The sequence below is a fragment of the uncultured Eudoraea sp. genome (genome assembly GCF_947258525.1).
Classification (GTDB): Bacteria; Bacteroidota; Bacteroidia; order Flavobacteriales; family Flavobacteriaceae; genus Eudoraea.
In genome coordinates this window covers 1-17,025 of the sequence record NZ_CAMYIP010000214.1, presented here as the reverse complement: position 1 = coordinate 17,025, position 17,025 = coordinate 1, and the positions used below count along the sequence as shown (strand labels likewise).

Annotated in this window: 13 protein-coding genes; 4 read left to right on the top strand and 9 right to left on the bottom strand. The window is 40.8% G+C overall.

Features of this window, described 5'->3' with window-relative positions; all coding sequences use genetic code 11:
• Positions 1-43 precede the first annotated feature (43 nt).
• The 4 genes from Q0X89_RS16540 to mnmE form a co-directional block, all read right to left on the bottom strand.
• A complete protein-coding gene (locus tag Q0X89_RS16540; RefSeq protein ID WP_297696229.1) occupies positions 44-2,449 on the bottom strand; it encodes a polysaccharide biosynthesis tyrosine autokinase in 2,406 nt (801 codons plus the stop codon).
• Between the two features lie 169 nt (positions 2,450-2,618).
• Entirely contained in the window at positions 2,619-3,269 is a 651-nt protein-coding gene (locus tag Q0X89_RS16535; RefSeq protein WP_297696227.1) for a polysaccharide biosynthesis/export family protein, read from the bottom strand.
• 252 nt (positions 3,270-3,521) lie between these two features.
• Entirely contained in the window at positions 3,522-4,880 is a 1,359-nt protein-coding gene (locus Q0X89_RS16530) for an exopolysaccharide biosynthesis polyprenyl glycosylphosphotransferase (protein ID WP_297696225.1), read from the bottom strand.
• Between the two features lie 532 nt (positions 4,881-5,412).
• The gene (mnmE, locus tag Q0X89_RS16525; protein WP_297696223.1) at positions 5,413-6,789 is read right to left on the bottom strand and encodes a tRNA uridine-5-carboxymethylaminomethyl(34) synthesis GTPase MnmE; all 1,377 of its coding nucleotides are present in this window, start codon (positions 6,787-6,789) and stop codon (positions 5,413-5,415) included.
• A 107-nt stretch (positions 6,790-6,896) separates the two neighbouring features.
• On the opposite strand from mnmE, the gene Q0X89_RS16520 reads away from it, so the two are divergent.
• Together Q0X89_RS16520 and Q0X89_RS16515 are read left to right on the top strand one after the other, a co-directional pair.
• Complete coding sequence (locus Q0X89_RS16520) at positions 6,897-7,316, top strand: hypothetical protein (protein ID WP_297696221.1); 420 nt, start codon at positions 6,897-6,899, stop codon at positions 7,314-7,316.
• A gap of 90 nt (positions 7,317-7,406) precedes the next feature.
• Positions 7,407-7,769 (top strand): DUF4870 domain-containing protein, encoded by a 363-nt coding sequence (locus Q0X89_RS16515; RefSeq protein ID WP_297696219.1) that lies wholly within the window; start codon positions 7,407-7,409, stop codon positions 7,767-7,769.
• 61 nt (positions 7,770-7,830) lie between these two features.
• On the opposite strand, the gene dnaN is transcribed toward Q0X89_RS16515, so the two are convergent.
• The 4 genes from dnaN to Q0X89_RS16495 form a co-directional block, all read right to left on the bottom strand.
• The gene (dnaN, locus tag Q0X89_RS16510) at positions 7,831-8,949 is read right to left on the bottom strand and encodes a DNA polymerase III subunit beta (RefSeq protein WP_297696217.1); all 1,119 of its coding nucleotides are present in this window, start codon (positions 8,947-8,949) and stop codon (positions 7,831-7,833) included.
• A gap of 114 nt (positions 8,950-9,063) precedes the next feature.
• Positions 9,064-10,734 carry a gliding motility-associated ABC transporter substrate-binding protein GldG gene (gene gldG, locus Q0X89_RS16505; RefSeq protein ID WP_297696215.1) on the bottom strand — a complete coding sequence of 557 codons (1,671 nt, stop codon included), beginning with the start codon at positions 10,732-10,734 and terminating at the stop codon, positions 9,064-9,066.
• Positions 10,731-11,459, bottom strand: coding sequence for an ABC transporter permease subunit (locus Q0X89_RS16500; protein WP_297696213.1), 729 nt, complete (start codon positions 11,457-11,459; stop codon positions 10,731-10,733). Before Q0X89_RS16500 ends, gldG begins: the two co-directional genes overlap by 4 nt.
• Positions 11,460-11,469: 10 nt before the next feature.
• Complete coding sequence (locus Q0X89_RS16495) at positions 11,470-12,300, bottom strand: SAM-dependent chlorinase/fluorinase (protein ID WP_297696211.1); 831 nt, start codon at positions 12,298-12,300, stop codon at positions 11,470-11,472.
• A 125-nt stretch (positions 12,301-12,425) separates the two neighbouring features.
• Between Q0X89_RS16495 and Q0X89_RS16490 the strand changes: the two genes are divergently transcribed.
• The gene (locus Q0X89_RS16490) at positions 12,426-13,379 is read left to right on the top strand and encodes a PhoH family protein (protein WP_297696209.1); all 954 of its coding nucleotides are present in this window, start codon (positions 12,426-12,428) and stop codon (positions 13,377-13,379) included.
• Between the two features lie 6 nt (positions 13,380-13,385).
• Positions 13,386-14,297, top strand: a complete 912-nt coding sequence (locus Q0X89_RS16485) for a phosphoribosylaminoimidazolesuccinocarboxamide synthase (RefSeq protein ID WP_297696207.1) — start codon at positions 13,386-13,388, stop codon at positions 14,295-14,297.
• Positions 14,298-14,299: 2 nt separating this feature from the next.
• On the opposite strand, the gene Q0X89_RS16480 is transcribed toward Q0X89_RS16485, so the two are convergent.
• On the bottom strand, positions 14,300-17,025 hold a 2,726-nt coding region (locus Q0X89_RS16480; RefSeq protein ID WP_297696205.1), incomplete at its 5' end, for an Ig-like domain-containing protein.

The following is a 17,025-nucleotide window of genomic DNA, read 5'->3' as shown; positions in this document are numbered from 1 at the left end:
GCAAGCTAAGACGTTTTGTCCTGCAGAAAGCGCAATTCTGCGACTACACCGTCAGTGAATCATTCACCAATTTCGCTTCTTCATTTATGCCATATTTGGGTCCATAGCCGTATTTATAGTCGCGCTTCAAAGCATCGTTATATATGATACAGCTCTTTTTCTTCTTGCCTTTAGGATTGAGGTTTTCCAGATCTTTCAAGAACCCAATTTTGGCAATCTGACGTCTAACGACAAAGAGATTTATATCTATATAGTCCCAGAATAACAGGAAGTCGGAAACTAAGCCTACAGCCGGGGTATCCAAAAGGACATAATCATATTTCTCCTTCAATTCGGATAACAATGATCTCATTTTATTACTTGATAATAATTGATGAACATTGCCTTCAGCTACTGCAGTAGGGATGAAGTGTAATTTATCCAGTTCTTTATGTGGATGGATTATGTCATCATATTTTTTGACCTCACCAGTTAAGTAGTCGGATAATCCTTTGCCTGCCACTTTGTTTATCCCTTTTACCAGGCTGGGTTTACGCAGGTCTGTATCAATTATCAATGTTTTCTTACCTGCTTCTGCAAGTGTTATACCCAGATTGATCGAACAATATGTTTTACCTTCTTCCGGCATTATTGAGGTCAGTGCGATCACACATTTTTTCTTTGTGGTAAAGAACCTAAGTTTGGCTGTGAGATCACGGAAGGACTCTTTTACCTGCCAGAGTGAGGTAACGGCTCTTGGTCCCGAGGAGTCAGGATCATGATGAATGATGCTGGCTACAAGCGGCATCTCTGTATTTGTTGTTATCTGGAGCTCATTTTCTATAATGTCATTCGGCGAGAACCAAATCAGCCATGCTGTTGGTATCATTAAACCCAGGATCAATGCCAAAGACATAATGAGCGACTTTTGTGGTGCTATTGGTTTATCTCCTACCATGCGCGCCTCATCCAAAATTCGGGTATCAGAAGTGTTCTCTGCACGGGCGATCCCGGTTTTGGCTAATTCCTGGCTTAGATAATTAAAGAGATTCTCGTATAAGGTGTTTTGTCTTTGTAAAGACAACAATTGCTTTTCGCGTGTTGGTAATGTATTGATGAGATCATCATAATTGGACAGCTGTGCTCGTACGCCATTGAGCCGGGTATTGGCGGAAGCAACAGCATTCTCCAGGTTAGTCAACAACTTTTGTGTGGATTGACTGATCTGTGCATTAAGGATATTCATCTCCTCGTTATTGCCGGTAACAAAGAATCGCTTACGCGACCGTTCTGCGTATAAAGTCTGCAATTCCGTAATATTCTGATTGATCATCGGATCTTCAATAGTGCTTGAGTGCGGCAAAACGAAATCGCTACCATCCCTGTTGTTATCAACATACTGGATCATGTCATTGTAATATTGTATGTCAAGGCGGAGTTTAGCAATACTCATTTGCAAACGCTGCGTTCTATTCATCGCACTGGTCGCAGTAGCACTAAGATCGATCACATTACCGCCTTTTTTGAATCCTTCCAGACTTAGTTCGGAATTTAAGAGTGAGTCAGTAATGATCGCCAGTTGGTTCCTGATAAACGATTCTTTAGTAGTAGCGATATCATTCCGCGCGTTCAACTTATTATTGATATAATTCTCAGTTAGCTTATTTAGAAACGCCACCTCTTTTGCAACTATAGTTCCTTCGGAAACAATTCTAAAGATACTTGCCTGGATATCAATGTTGTCAACTTCCAGATCCCCCATCAGGCCTTTTGTTATGTCTTCAGAGGAATGTATCACAAAACTTAGCTCCTCTCCCTTAAAATCATCTGTATTTGTAGAATAATTAGGAGTATCCAGGATGAAGTTGAAATATTCATTGATTACCTCTTCCCCAAATGCATATTCTTGAGAGAATTGGATGCTTCTTTGCACCTCATGGGTTGTTCCGTTCCTAGGATTAGATACCTCAAAATTGGATGCGTCCAGGGTCAATTTGTATTTTCTGTTCGATAAGATCTCCACCTTAAAAGGTACATTGAATAGTTGAGGCATATCACGCTGTAGTGCTACTTTAAAAGGAAAATATCCATATTGTTCCCGCTTTTTAGGCCAACTTCCAGCATAGTACGTAACGTCTAACCCAAGATCCTCAACGGTTTGGTTGATCAAACTGAATGATTTTATAATACCAATCTCATTGTAGAGGTTCTTTTCCATTTCGATCAGGCCTACACCTCCTTCCACGTATTGACTTTCCCCCAGCATCCTGTTACTGCCTGAAGGATCGATCAAGATGGATGTAGAAACTTCATATTCAGGTGTAGTCATGGCTATATATAGTACGGCAAGAAGTAAAGCCATTCCTATACTTATCAGAAACAGCTTTTTGTTGATGAATACTTTATGAAGAAAAAGTTTCAAATTAACCTCTTGTTGTGCACTAATGATCGTGTCTTTATTTGATCTCATTTCTTTGGAATCAAAGGTTGTTTGTTAATTGTCCCTCGAGTGTCTCCTCCTTTAATCTATGATGCTCAAAGAAACATTGCAAAGTAGGAATTCTACATGGCATTACAGGTGCGTGATCTTTATAATGTAGGTACATACTTTTTGGTTTCAACTAAATAGCGTGAAGCCATCAATTAGTGCTGGTAACTTCGAAAACTAATAGCGTGGTAGCAATGGCAGACAGCATGATAGAGAATACGCTTAAATTGTTTCGCACAATATTTTGTTTAGACGTCTCAACATAGATCACATCATTGGGGTGTAGTAGGTAGTAAGGAGAGCGTATGAGCGACGGATCTGTCAGATCCAAATTTACTACAGTCGTTTTGTCACCCTCTTGACGGATCAATTTTACATTTTTTCTTTTGGCCGAAATATTCAGGTCGCCAGCAGCACTCAATGCTTCAAAGATGGTCGATTGGGTATTATATACATATCGTGTACCTGGGTCTTTAACGTCGCCAAGAACCGATATCTTAAAGCTGGTGAGTCTTACAGATACAGTTGCATTACGTAATAATGCGTCTATTTCACCTTGGACTAAAGACCTTATTTCTTCGACGGTCATGCCGCTTACTTTTAGTTTACCTATCATGGCCATGTTAATCATCCCCTCCTTGTCTATGGAATACCCGGTAAGATATAAGTTGGCTGGGTTTGCATCCTGCCGCCAGTTATCCACGTTATTAAGATTAAAAAAATCAACTTGCTCGGGATCCATACTCTGTACTTTAATATCCAAAACATCATTAGGTTGCACAATATAAGGGGTTGTCTGCATCTGCGTATCGTACCTGTATTGGTCTGATTGCAGATAATCTAAGCTTTGTGAGCTGTAACAAGAGGATAACAGGACTGCCAGGCATATTATGATAAATTTGAACCAACTTTTGGATAATGTCCTGGGGGTAAGGTTGTTCAATATAGATGACTGATGTTTGAGATCAAGAAGCAAAAGATTTTTCATATGTGATTCATTTTATTCTATTGATAAGTTTAGACTTTCCGAGCTTGGGTTCATTTGAAAAACAAGTTAAAAAGCCTTTTTATGATGCCTGCCGAAAAGTGTCAGAAATATGATCTTTAAATCAAGCCACAAACTCCAGTTTTCAATATACCATAAATCGTGATTTACACGTTCATTTTTCTGTTCCTCAGTTACAGTTGGACCTCTCCATCCATTTACCTGAGCCCAGCCCGTGATTCCTGGTTTTACATAGCTTCTAACCATATAATTGCTGACACTCTTTTTAAAGTCGTTCTGTAAATTAATTCTATGTGGCCTGGGTCCGATCACACTCATATCACCTCTAATAACATTGAAAAATTGCGGTAATTCATCCAGGTCTGTCTTCCTTAAGAATTTTCCAACACGAGTGATTCTTGGATCGTCCACTACCGTAGACCTTGCCCCGTTCACCGGGTTGTCACACACGTGCATCGTCCTGAACTTATAACATTTGAAAGTTTTTCCTGCTTCTCCTTTTCTAAAGGGAGAATAGAAAAGAGGTCCTCGCGAATCAAGAGCTATGATCAGACTAATGAACAGATATACAGGAGCGAGTAAGATCATGATCAACCCCGCGAAACAAAAATCGAACATGCGTTTTATGACCGTCTTACTGAAATTATCCAACGGGGATTGTCGCAACCTGAATATGGCAAGGTCGCCAATTGTTTCTGCCTTATAATTTCTTGCAATGAGTAGTGGATTTTCAGGAATTAATTTGACGCGAACTCCGAAAGAATCTGCAATTTTGATTGCAGATTTGATCTTTTCCTCATCCAGGTGCGACATATCTATAAAAACTTCGTCGATCGTATATGCTCTAAGTACCTTAGGCAGGTCTTGTAAATTCCCGAAGATCTTTAGATTTAAAACGTTTTTAATCATTATTTCCTTGTCATCCAAATAACCCACTAAATTGTACCCGTATTGATTCATTGCTTTTTCGAATTCGGGCAGTCTGTTTGATTTGTAGCCCGAACTAATTAGGAGTGTATTGGAAAATAGATATGCCCCTCTTTTCTTCAGGAATTGTAATATGTACTTACGGCATATCAAATTCAGATAAGAAAAAACAACAATTGGTAAGAGGTAGGTTAAAGGGCTAAAGAAAGTGAATTTAAACACTATGGCGAAAGAAGTCACAACTCCAATGAAGACTAACATGGAAACTAGCAAGTTCCTGAGAAAACCATATTCTGTGCTAATATAGAATTGGTTATCCCTGACAAAGAGGACGATAAAAAGCCAACTGATATTGTATATGATCCCAAGCCAAAGAATATTATTCATTAATTCTGGATCATTGAACGAAAAATAAAAAAAACAAAAATAGAGGAAAAGGATCAATAAGTTGGTGAATATGAATCTATTTTTAGAATTCATTTATATGGGTGATTAGTTACCTAAGATCAGGTACAAGTACCTAACCCTTTTACCTCATTGTTTTGAATTGCCAGTTTTATTGGTTTTTCCTAGTCATTTGTCGATGAGCTCTTATCAGGAAGGAGGTGCCAAATTAGCCTCAATACCACGATTCCTTAAAAAAACTAGATTAAAGGCTAAAAAACCGTATGTAAAACATGCAAATAAAAACTTTAACCATAAAACAGACCATGTTCATAAATATCAGGGACATGATCGACTTGTGAATATCGATCTGTTTAATCAAACAATAATTAGGGAGTTGGCTGCTTTCTCTGATCTTTGATCAGAAATAAACCTACAATCACTAGTATTTTGATTCGTAGGGTACGCTAATAAAATTTCTATGAAATCAGTTAATTATTTATAGTTACTGAAATGGTTAATTGGCGTGCAATATAAGTAATAATCCCCTTTTTTTATAATAGGTTCTAGGAAAAATTACTGCGGGTTGATGATTAAGTGGAAAAAGTGCATAACCATTACAAAATTCTTATTTTCCGATACAAAAATTGGCAAAGATATTACCCAAAAGATCTTCGGTAGTTATCTCCCCTGTGATCTCACCCATATGATATAGCGCCAGTCGGATATCTACCGCCAAAAGATCTCCTGAAACCTCTTCAGATAGTCCTTTTTCCACAGCATTTATGGCGGTTAGTGCATGTTGCAGGGCTTCATAGTGTCGGGAATTTGTTAGTAGGGTTCGGTCTGAGCCTAATTCTCCATCTACCGCCATTTTGTACAGGGTATCCTTAAGTTCCTGAATGCCTTTGCCAGTCTTGGCTGATATCCCAAGGGTACTGGCATAGGTAGAGGGGGGGATGCCAGTTCCATTTGGTGCCAGATCCGACTTGGTGAGAACATGAACGATCTTTTTATCCGGGTATTTGGACGACAACTCTTTAAGCTCATTTAAGGAGTCATTAATCGTACTCTGATACTCAGATAAGTATAGAACTAAATCGGCTTTATCTATTTTTTCAAACGTTTTTTTAATCCCAATCCCTTCAACATGATCTTCCGTTTCCCGTATCCCGGCTGTATCAATAAATCGGAACCCAACACCCTTTATACTAATTTCATCCTCTATGGCATCCCTGGTCGTTCCGGGAATTTCAGACACAATGGCTCGTTCTTCATTAAGCAAGGCGTTGAGCAAGGTAGATTTCCCTACATTAGGTTCCCCAATGATCGCAACAGGTATCCCGTGCTTCACCGCATTGCCGAGGGCAAATGAATCTACCAGATTTCTAAGCAGATGCTGAATTTTTGAAACCAATTCTTTTAGTCGTTCTGTATCTGCAAAATCTACATCTTCCCCTGAGAAATCTAACTCCAGTTCAATTAAGGAAGCAAAATCTGTTAATTCATCCCTGAGTTTTTTGATCTCATTACTAATGCCTCCCCTCATTTGCTGCATAGCAAGTGTATGAGAAGCTTCATTCTCAGATGATATTAGATCTGCGACTGCCTCGGCCTGACTCAGATCCATTTTTCCATTTAGGAAGGCGCGCAAAGTGAATTCACCTGCATGGGCCAAGCGGCAACCATTACGGATGAAAAGTGCGATAATTTCCTGCTGAATATAACGGGAACCGTGACATGAAATCTCGATGACATCTTCCCCTGTATATGAATTTGGACCCTTAAACAGGGATAGTAATATTTTATCTATAATATGCTGTCCATCAATTAGATAGCCTAAATGTATTGTATGAGAGTTTTGATCAGATAGTTTCTTTTTTTGAAAAGGCTGAAATAGTCCCTCTGCAATAGCAATTGCTTCATTACCTGATACACGGATTACGGCAATTGCACCAATACCAGGTGCTGTAGATAGTGCAGCGATCGTATCATTTGAAACCATTAGGTGCATTTTGGTAAAAATAAGTAAATCGGTCTACTTGTCTCATGATTATTTCAATCGGTCATTGTAGTATTTTACTATCTTTCTACTATCAATAAGTAGCAACTATGAAAATATTCCTAGTATCACTAACAGCTTGTATCCTAATTTTTGGAATAAATGATTCTAGAGGCCAGGAATCTCGTCCATCACCGGCACCGGTTTCCATAGAAAAGGAAGCAAAAGAGATCAAGAAACAAATTGACAAGTCGGAACGCAAGGAACGAAAATCAGAGAAAAAGAATAAAGCCAAAGAGAAAAAGCAAAAAGAAAAGGATAATCTCCAAGAGGACATAAAGAATAAAGAACGATCCATTGCTAAAGACGAACAAAAACTCAAGAATCTTGAAGAAAAATTAAATAAAAATCGATCCAGAAATTCGTTTTCCGAAGTGGAAGAGGAAAAAATGAAGGCCAAGATCGCAAAGCTAAAATCAAAATTAGCAAAGAGTAGAGAGAAACTTCGCAAACTCGAGAAAAAGACCTAGAAGGGATTTGGATATCACGAAAAGTACCAAGTGTAACAAAACAAAAATATTTGCTACATATTAGTACAGCTAACCCTTAAAATTGTAAAAATGGAAGTCATCAATCAAACAACAACAATGCGTACAGACCGTCATTTATTGACAGCAATGCATTTAACGCAATTATCGTCATATTTCATCGGTTTTGGTGGACTGATCATCCCTCTGATCATTTGGCTGTCTACCAAGAACACGGTTCAGGATATGGACGAGCACGGAAGAAACGCCGTCAACCTCCAACTTAGTCTGATACTGTACATCATTCTTTCTATTCCGGCTATCCTATTGTTAGGACTCGGGATCTTAACGTTGATCGGCGCAGCTATACTAGGCTTTGTCTTACCCATCGTAAATGCGGTACGAGCCAGTAATGGAGAATCTCCCAGTTACTTTCTGACAATACCTTTTATCTAAAAAAGAAATCCAACCATTACGGTTGGATTTCTTTTTTTATACTATTCTATTCTATTCCTTTTTAGGTATTTAGCATTACGGGCATGACCAGCATGGTTATATGCTCGCCTTCATCGAGCCCATCCATAGGGGTGAGGATCCCCGCCCTGTTTGGCATGCTCATTTCCAGCGAAATATCACCGGACTGCAGGCTGTTGAGCATCTCGACCAGAAATCGGGAGTTGAATCCAATTTGCATATCGTCACCCTGGTATGCACAGGTCAGGCGCTCTTCCGCCTTATTACTATAATCAATGTCTTCAGCTGAAATATTCAATTCAGCGCCTGCGATACGCAAGCGTATCTGGTGTGTAGTTTTATTCGAGAATATAGAAACCCGTTTTACAGAGCTCAGGAATTGATCTCTTGAAATAGTCAGTTGATTAGGATTCTCTTTTGGAATCACGGCTTCATAATTCGGATATTTTCCGTCTATAAGCCGACAAATCAATACAGTTTCGTCAAAACTGAATTTCGCATTGCTATCATTGTATTCTACCAAAACGTCTTCTTCACTGCCCAGGAGGATTCCTTTTAAAAGGTTCAACGGCTTTTTAGGCATTATGAATTCTGCTACCTGTGAAGCCGATACATCGGTGCGTTGATATTTAACCAATTTATGAGCATCTGTAGCGACAAATGTCAGATTCTCCGGAGAGAATTGGAAAAATACCCCGCTCATTACAGGTCTGAGGTCGTCATTTCCTGCGGCAAATATGGTTTTGGCAATTGCCGTCGCCAGGATATCACCTTGCAAGGTAGTAGCGCTTGGCTCTGCTAATTCTATAGCCTTGGGGAATTCGGCTCCGTCTGCATATGCCAATGCATATTTCCCGTGATTAGAACTGATCTCTACCGTATTGTTATCTGCTACCAGGAAAGTCAGAGGCTGCTCCGGAAATGTTTTTAAGGTTTCAAGGAGCAATTTTGCCGGAACGGCAATGGTACCACTATCTCCTGAATCCACTTCTAGTTTCGAGCTCATGGTTGTCTCCAGATCAGAGGCTGATACCTGAAGATTTTTTTTGTCCAGTTCGAAAAGAAAATTATCCAGGATGGGCAGGGTATTACTCGCATTAATAACACCTCCAAGGACCTGTAGTTTCTTTAATAAATATGTACTTGATACTATAAATTTCACCTGTCTGATTTTAGTCTGTCACCAAATGTATTCATTTCTTCCAAATGCCCTGAAAATGGCGAACAAGCAAATATATTTTAAATGTAGTACTCCTTAAAACAAACTTATCAACACTTATCGACCATATTTGCGTTTTCGCCATGCCTTATATGTAAAACCAAAACCCAGTAATACCATCAAGGGTACGCCAATGTTGATCATTTGCCAGGTTGATCGTGTATCTGCAACCTTTTGAAGATCGAGGGTAGGAATGTTAACAGCCCTGCTTCTCAAAGCCACCAAACCTCTTTCGTCCAGCATATAATTGATCGCATTCAATAAGAATGTTTTATTGCCATAGAAGTTATTTGTCCATTTATCGTATCCCAATTCAATAGGCCGACCTTCATTCAATTGGTTTTTGATGACATCACCATCTGCTATGACCAGAATCGAATTCTCAGGCCCGGTATCTTTTACATCACTCAATTGTACGGGGGCAATTCTATTTGTATATGCCGAATGAACAGGTCCTTCCAGGAGCACTGCCAGTGGCATTCCACCTCCGGAATAATTTTTCGGGTCCGGCGCAGAATTCAACAGCTCCAAACTGATCAACTTTGGGATGCCTTCTGATTTTGAAAGCGGTGAGCTCCTGAGTAATACAGTCTTTTGCATGCTGCTCTCGACGGTATCTAAACTACTGCTGAAGAGGAATCGGAGTGCCTCAATATTTTCTGTTATGGGGTGATCATTCCACGGAAAAACCATGGGATGATATACCCAGGGAAGGGGATTGTACTGTGAACCGGAACCTTCGCCAGAGGCCAGAACGATCTGTGTACAATACATGTCATTTACCAGGTTCGGATTGAGTCGGACGCCATATCTAAAAAGCAAGTCATTAATATTCAGCTCATTAGGAAGCGCGATCGAACTGCCGGTTTCGTTTAGCAGACTGTCTAACTCAATTCGGGCTCCATCCATCAACCATATAGACTTACCTCCTTGAACTATGAATTGATCCAGCACATATTTCTCTTCTTCTGTAAAGGCAAGGCTCGGCTTAGCCAGGATTGCCATGTCAAAATTATTCAGGCTTTCCAGGGTGCCTTGTGCATTAGTGGCAACAGAGTCAAGTGTGACCACCCCTAAGTTGTAATAGTTGCGTAATTCGCCAAGTAAATCGGCTATGTAAATGTCATCTAGTTGTCCATTCCCTTTTAGGATCGCTATTCGCTTCTTTTCTTCAATAGTTAGTTTAGTCAATGCATCGGCAAAGGCATATTCCAATTCCTGGACAGAGGCATTGATCCTATCTTCTGTGGTGGATCCCAGTTTATTGATCAATAAGGGAACCCTAACAGTTTGATTCTTGTAATTGGCCATTGCCCAGGGAAACACAAGCTCCTGGGTTGTTTTACCTTCTTCCTCTACTGAAACATTGGCAGGTGTTAAGCCACGGGATTGAAGCTCTGCTATTAAGGCGGAACGATTTTCAGCATCCTCGAGCGGAGAGACAAAGTTTATTTTGATGAGGGAATTTTCGGTGTGAAGCTGATTTAGAAATTGCGAAACCTCCGTTTGCAAACGCGAGAATTCCGGGGGTAAATCGCCGCCCAACAGTACATCGATGATCAAGGGAGAATCAATCTGATCAGTCAATGACCTTGTAGTTTCCGAAAGTGTATAGCGGCTATCTGCTGTGAGGTCTACCCTCGGATTGACAATGCTCGTGAGTCCATTTAGGCCTATTATGATTAGCAGTCCCAGTAACAGGGAAATTAGTACGGATCTATACTTCACGGCCGGTCGGATTTGATGGTAATATTTGTTACGTACAAAAACAAACCTATGAAACTGAAAAAGTAGAGTATATCACCGAGACTGATGACGCCTAATGCCATAGTCTCCAGATGGGATTTCATCCCCAGGGAACTGATTATCGAATAAACACTCCCACTGAATAGAGAGGCAATACCATCCATCCCGGAATAAACCAACCAACAGCATATCAGGGTCAATAGAAAAGCAACTACCTGATTTGGAGATATAGCTGAAAGAAACAGCCCTATAGCGATATACACTAATCCTAAAAGAAATAATCCAAGATAAGCGCTTAACAGCACGCCAAGGTCCAGCGAATTGTTGTCTACCACTAGAGAAGCAAGCGTCCATATATAACTCAAGGTAGGAATCAGGGCGAGCAGTAATAGACATGCACATCCCAGGAATTTACCTGCAACAACCTCCCAGGTCGAGACTGGTTTGATCATGAGTATTTCAAAAGTGCCTGTACGTTTTTCTTCGGCAAAACTCCGCATGGTAATAGCCGGTATGAGAAAAAGAAAAATTAGAGGGGCTAGCAGATAAAATCCTCCTAAGTCCGCGAATCCATTCTCCAAAATATTATAAGGACCTTTAAGCACCCATAGGAATAATCCGCTTATCAATAAGAACAGGCCAATGATCAAGTAGCCCGTCAAATGGGAAAAAAAATGTCGGATCTCATGTTTGAATACTGTCTGCATGGTATGACGATCAAATAAAATTAATGCTTATAGTATCCCTGTATTCCAGGCCCAATAGCGTGGCGGCAGACCCCACTGTCTGGGAATCGCTTTTATAAATGGCCAATTCAATAAATCCGGCACTATTGAAAAGAGCCAGAAGATCGCCCGGCCCTTTACGCTGATTTTTATCAAGGTCAAAATTGATAATTTCGCTATAGGTATGGTAGATCTCTGTTAATATCTTATTTCGGGCACTCAGTTCAAAATCTCTTCCATTCCGATAGGCCTCAAACAAGTGTTTTTCAATATTGGTAATCACATTGCCAAAATTATCGATATAGATAACACTGCCCACAATGGTTTTGCCTTCATTGAGGATTCGAGGTTTGAATTCCACCAACTCTTTAAGAACTGCAGCAGGTTTGCCAATAACATCTAAGGAACCGCCTCTCGCCAGATGGCAGGCTACCTGTACAAAAACATCAAGGACAGGGAAAGAACCATGAACGGGATTTGGTATGTCGATCTCGACAACTTTCTCGGGTTTGATCTCTGAAATGATCAAACTGATCACACCATTATTGGCACTGATAAAATAGTGTCCATCCACTAACATGGCTACATGCCTGTTTTCTGGTGATGGTTCAGAGTCTACACCTACTATATGAATGGTTCCTTCGGGAAACGCTTTGTATGAATTCTTTAAAATATAGGCGCACTCCGGAATATTAAACGGCCGGATTCCATGGGAAATATCTACGATTGTAGCTTCCGGAAGTTCCCGGTATATAGTGCCTTTTATGGCGCCTACAAAGTGGTCTTTATGCCCAAAATCTGTAGTTAAGGTGATGATTGCCATGCAGCATCGATGAGAGTTTTAAGGCCTCGAACCAATTTTTTAGTTAAATTTGTGAACAAAATTACGCAAAATTAAGCGAAGGAAAACAGGATTATTTCATCCCTCACTTTTAACCATTTTTCTATTTGAACGAGCTTAAGTTAGAACTCACCGATATTAGTCCAAGAGAGTTTTTTGGACAGAACAACGAACATATTGATCTCATTAAAAAGTACTTTCCCAAGTTAAAGATCGTAGCCAGGGGAAGTAAGATCAAAGTATTTGGCGAAGACGACCAGCTGGAGGAATTTGAGAAACGATTCCAAATGCTTAGCGATCATTTTGCCAAGTACAATTCGATCAATAAGAATAGCATAGAACGTATCCTGACCAGCAATGGCAAAGAAGATTACACTTCTTCTGAATCCAGTGACGACGTCCTGGTACACGGTGTTAATGGTCGGCACATAAAAGCGTTGACGGTAAACCAACGTAAATTAGTTGATGCTATTGGCAGTAATGATATGGTATTTGCGATCGGACCTGCAGGAACCGGAAAAACATATACCGGAGTTGCTTTGGCAGTTCGTGCGCTGAAGAATAAAGAGGTAAAGCGAATTATCCTTACCCGGCCGGCTGTAGAGGCAGGTGAGAATTTAGGATTTTTGCCTGGAGACCTTAGGGAGAAACTTGATCCCTATATGCAGCCATTATACGATGCACTTAGAGATATGATCCCATCAGAAAAGCTGGCCCAGCTTTTAGAAGCCGGTACGATACAGATAGCGCCTATGGCATTTATGCGAGGGCGTACGCTTGATAATGCATTTGTGATCCTGGATGAAGCACAGAATACAACGCATGCTCAAATGAAAATGTTCCTTACCCGAATGGGTAAGAATGCCAAATTTATTATTACAGGTGACCCGGGACAGATCGACTTGCCAAGACGTGTTTTATCAGGGCTCAAGGAAGCCCTGCTGATCCTCAAAAATGTAAAAGGTATTGCCTTTGTGAACCTGGACGACAAAGATGTAATTCGCCATCAATTGGTAAAGCAGGTGATTGATGCGTATAGAAAGATCGAACATCAAAATTAAGTTGCCATGATCGATACGTTGATGGAAACTCATTTTCAGTTCCCCGGCCAGGTGGGCGTCTACAAGGGGAAAGTTCGTGAAGTTTACACATTGCAAAACGATATTCTGGTTATGGTTGCCACGGACCGATTATCCGCTTTTGATGTGGTAATGCCAAGAGGTATTCCTTTCAAAGGCCAGATCCTGAACCAGATCGCGTCAAAGATGATGAAGGCCACTGAAGACTTAGTGCCAAATTGGCTAATGGCAAATCCGGATCCCAATGTTGCTGTGGGTATGGCGTGCACACCGTTTAAGGTAGAGATGGTCATTCGTGGGTATATGGCCGGACATGCCAGCAGAGAATACGCTTCAGGCAAACGAGAATTGTGTGGAGTTTCCCTACCAGAAGGATTAAAGACCAACGACCCTTTTCCGGAACCTATCATAACACCGGCCACGAAGGCTGAGAAAGGGGATGAGGATTATGCCCAACTCGAAGACTACACCCATAAATTGTTCAGGAAGGGAACCGAATTAGCCGCCGAACGCGGATTAATATTAGTAGATACTAAGTACGAATTTGGGAAAGACAGAGACGGTAAGATCAGATTGATCGATGAGATCCATACTCCGGATTCTTCACGGTATTTTTATTCCGATGGATACGAGGAACGACAGGAAAGGGGAGAGGCCCAAAAGCAATTATCCAAGGAATTTGTTCGCCAATGGTTAATATCTAATGGCTTCCAGGGATTAGACGGCCAGGTATTGCCTCAAATGAACGACGAATATATCTTATCAGTTTCAGACAGATATATTGAATTGTATGAGCATATTACCGGGGAGACATTTATAAAAGCAGAAACCGCACAAATTGAGTCGAGAATAGATCAAAATGTGCGGCAGTATTTAAATTCTGTTTCGCTATCCAAATAAGCTCAATTAACTGCGAGCTTTCCTGAATACGATTTTTCTGAATTATCTGCTCGTATAATATACAGGCCTTCATTGATATTGGGTACCATATATTCAAAATTACCATGGATATCAGCGACCTGTTTCTTGATCATTTCTCCTGACATAGAGAACAGAGTTACTTCATAAGTACCTTGCAATATACCATTGAGGTCTACGGTTTGGTTAGCGGTTGCGGGATTTGGATAGATGCCCATTGGAATGTCATCGTCAAGGATGGTCCCAAGTGCTGTAGAAACTACTTCATTTAGATCTTCTTCCGGATGATCTATCAAATTTAATATCAGGGTCTCATCCCCTTCATTGTAATTGTCTTTCTTTGTCTGTATTGTGAACATTGCCGAAGTCTCACCGGCAGGAATCAGTAAGATATCCTCGGGATATACAAAGTCAGCGTTATGAGCAGTTCCTCTAACGACTTCTATTCTAAGCTCTAAGGATTTCTCCAGGGGCTCAGACAATGTAAAATTAAACTCCAGTTTTCCACCTTCATAGACAGATGCATTATTGATTAATAAATTAGGCTTGCTTTGTTGCGTTTCTTCTTCAGCTTCCTCTCCTGCACATTGCGTTGGAGACAGATTCAGGTCAGTTCCGTCGACACCGGATTTACTTAGGGTAATACGATCAATAAAATGTCCTTTTGATCTTGCTGCTAATTCCATTGTATAAACACCGGGGCTGTCAAATGTAACATAGATGAAGTGGCCATCATTGTCGCTTGTATAAGTAGACCAGGTCCAGTCTGTGTTTCCACCACTACTATATACCTTAAACCAGCCGTCGGCACCTGCGCCATTCGGAAGAGGTGTTTGACCACTCCCACGTGGAAAAACCTTGCTTCCATTTGACTTTTCGCCGTAAAAACCGTCTGCATCCGGGAATCGCAACCAGGTATCATTACTTTCTGTCGTATTTGATCCGAGACCAACTTTGGAATGCCATTGGAAGAGATAGGTACCTGGATTTTGGATTTGTATACTCGCATTGATCGTTCCGGTTGTGGGCGACTGAAATTGATCTTCTCCCAGCCATTCGAGATAGCCTGTACCCGTATAGCCATCGATATCATTTTCAAGAGACCAATCCCCATCATAATTCAGCGATTCTGCTTCAATGACAATGCGATTGTTTACTTCCATGTAGTCTGCACTACAATTATCTAAATTCTCATTTTCTGCATTATCGTTCTGATCACCGGGAGACTCATTATTTTCTTCTTCGTTATTTTCTTCCTGAGCTGCGATCACTTCAACGGTCACTTGAGCAGCAAAGTTTCCATCAACAGATGTAACTGTGATCGTTGTAGTGCCCTCATCTATACCAGACACTACTCCTTGAGGGCTCACACTAGCGACAGATTCGTCTTCAAAACTCCAATTTACTGCCTGATTGGTGGCATTAGTAGGTGAGATCTGCGCATTTAATTGGTAATTCTCTCCTACTTCAATTGTAATATGGGATGGGGAAACATTAATGCCATTGACTGCAACAGGATCCGGGTCAGAGGAGGTGCAGATGGTTTCTTCCAAGCTCAATTGAGTACTTCCTTGGGGATCCAGTGCTAGAACCATCCGGTCTATCAGGTGATGATCAGACCTTCCGGACAATTGCATAGTATATACGCCCGGACTGTCAAACGTCACATAGATTTCATGTCCGTCATTGTCGCTTGTATGTGTAGACCAGGTCCAGCTTAAATTATTCACATAGACCTTAAACCAATTGTCAGCTCCAGCTCCATTTGGATTCGGACTTTTTCCACTTCCTTTAGGATAGACTATATGGCCATTTTCTTTTTGGCCAAAGAAGTCATCAGCATCAGGAAAACGGAGCCAGCTATCATTAGCTTCAGTGGCATTAGATCCATGTCCGACCTTAGTTCGCCATTGGAATTTATATGTACCAGGTTGATTGATCTTTATACTTGTACTAGTCGTTCCATTACCGGGTGATGCAAAGGAATCTCCGCCCGTCCATTCCAGATAGCCATTTCCAGTATATTCGGAACTGCTTGAATTTTTCTGCCAGCCTCCAGGAGTATCAATACTTTCGGCTTGAATGATTACCCGGCCATTTACCTCCTCAAAATTATAATTACAATTCCCACCAGAAGAGTTTGAATTGGTTTCTTGGCCGGGGTCATCGCATGGATTTTCCATTAATTGCCTTGCATCATTGTGGTCAGGTGTTTTATTACCCCCATCAAAAGGACCTCCTGTAATCAGAAAATAGGACATTCCGGCATCGGAGGGATCTATTTTATTACCAAATGGATTCCTACTAAAGATCCACTGATTGTATTCATATGAACTGTTGTCCATCCATTCCCAATTAGAAGGGGATGAGCTGAACCCACCATTTTGATCATTCAAACCCGAAGGATCATTACAACCGCCATTTGAGCAGTTGCCTACAAAAAATACACCTTGCGCAATGAAGTCAGATAAAAGATCATTCCAGTCGTGATCATCAGAACAGTGAACATGGCCTTCATTCCAGGCTGAATGCGATATTACTGTTACGTGCTCATGACCTTGTGAAGCCATATTTAAACCACGCCACACAGTTTCCATCGGTCCACCAGCTATGATCCATAATTTATTGGAGACAGTAGATTGTTCAATTTGTGCAGCCATTTGAGTCGTAGAGGCCGATGCCTGTGTTTCAAAATCGTAAAAAATGTTTG

Coding starts and splice junctions, on each gene's coding strand:
- Q0X89_RS16540 (WP_297696229.1), bottom strand. CDS start 2,449: ATGAGATCAAATAAAGACACGATCATTAGTGCACAACAAGAGGTTAAT.
- Q0X89_RS16535 (WP_297696227.1), bottom strand. CDS start 3,269: ATGCAGACAACCCCTTATATTGTGCAACCTAATGATGTTTTGGATATT.
- Q0X89_RS16530 (WP_297696225.1), bottom strand. CDS start 4,880: ATGAATTCTAAAAATAGATTCATATTCACCAACTTATTGATCCTTTTC.
- mnmE (WP_297696223.1), bottom strand. CDS start 6,789: ATGGTTTCAAATGATACGATCGCTGCACTATCTACAGCACCTGGTATT.
- Q0X89_RS16520 (WP_297696221.1), top strand. CDS start 6,897: ATGAAAATATTCCTAGTATCACTAACAGCTTGTATCCTAATTTTTGGA.
- Q0X89_RS16515 (WP_297696219.1), top strand. CDS start 7,407: ATGGAAGTCATCAATCAAACAACAACAATGCGTACAGACCGTCATTTA.
- Q0X89_RS16500 (WP_297696213.1), bottom strand. CDS start 11,459: ATGCAGACAGTATTCAAACATGAGATCCGACATTTTTTTTCCCATTTG.
- Q0X89_RS16495 (WP_297696211.1), bottom strand. CDS start 12,300: ATGGCAATCATCACCTTAACTACAGATTTTGGGCATAAAGACCACTTT.
- Q0X89_RS16485 (WP_297696207.1), top strand. CDS start 13,386: ATGATCGATACGTTGATGGAAACTCATTTTCAGTTCCCCGGCCAGGTG.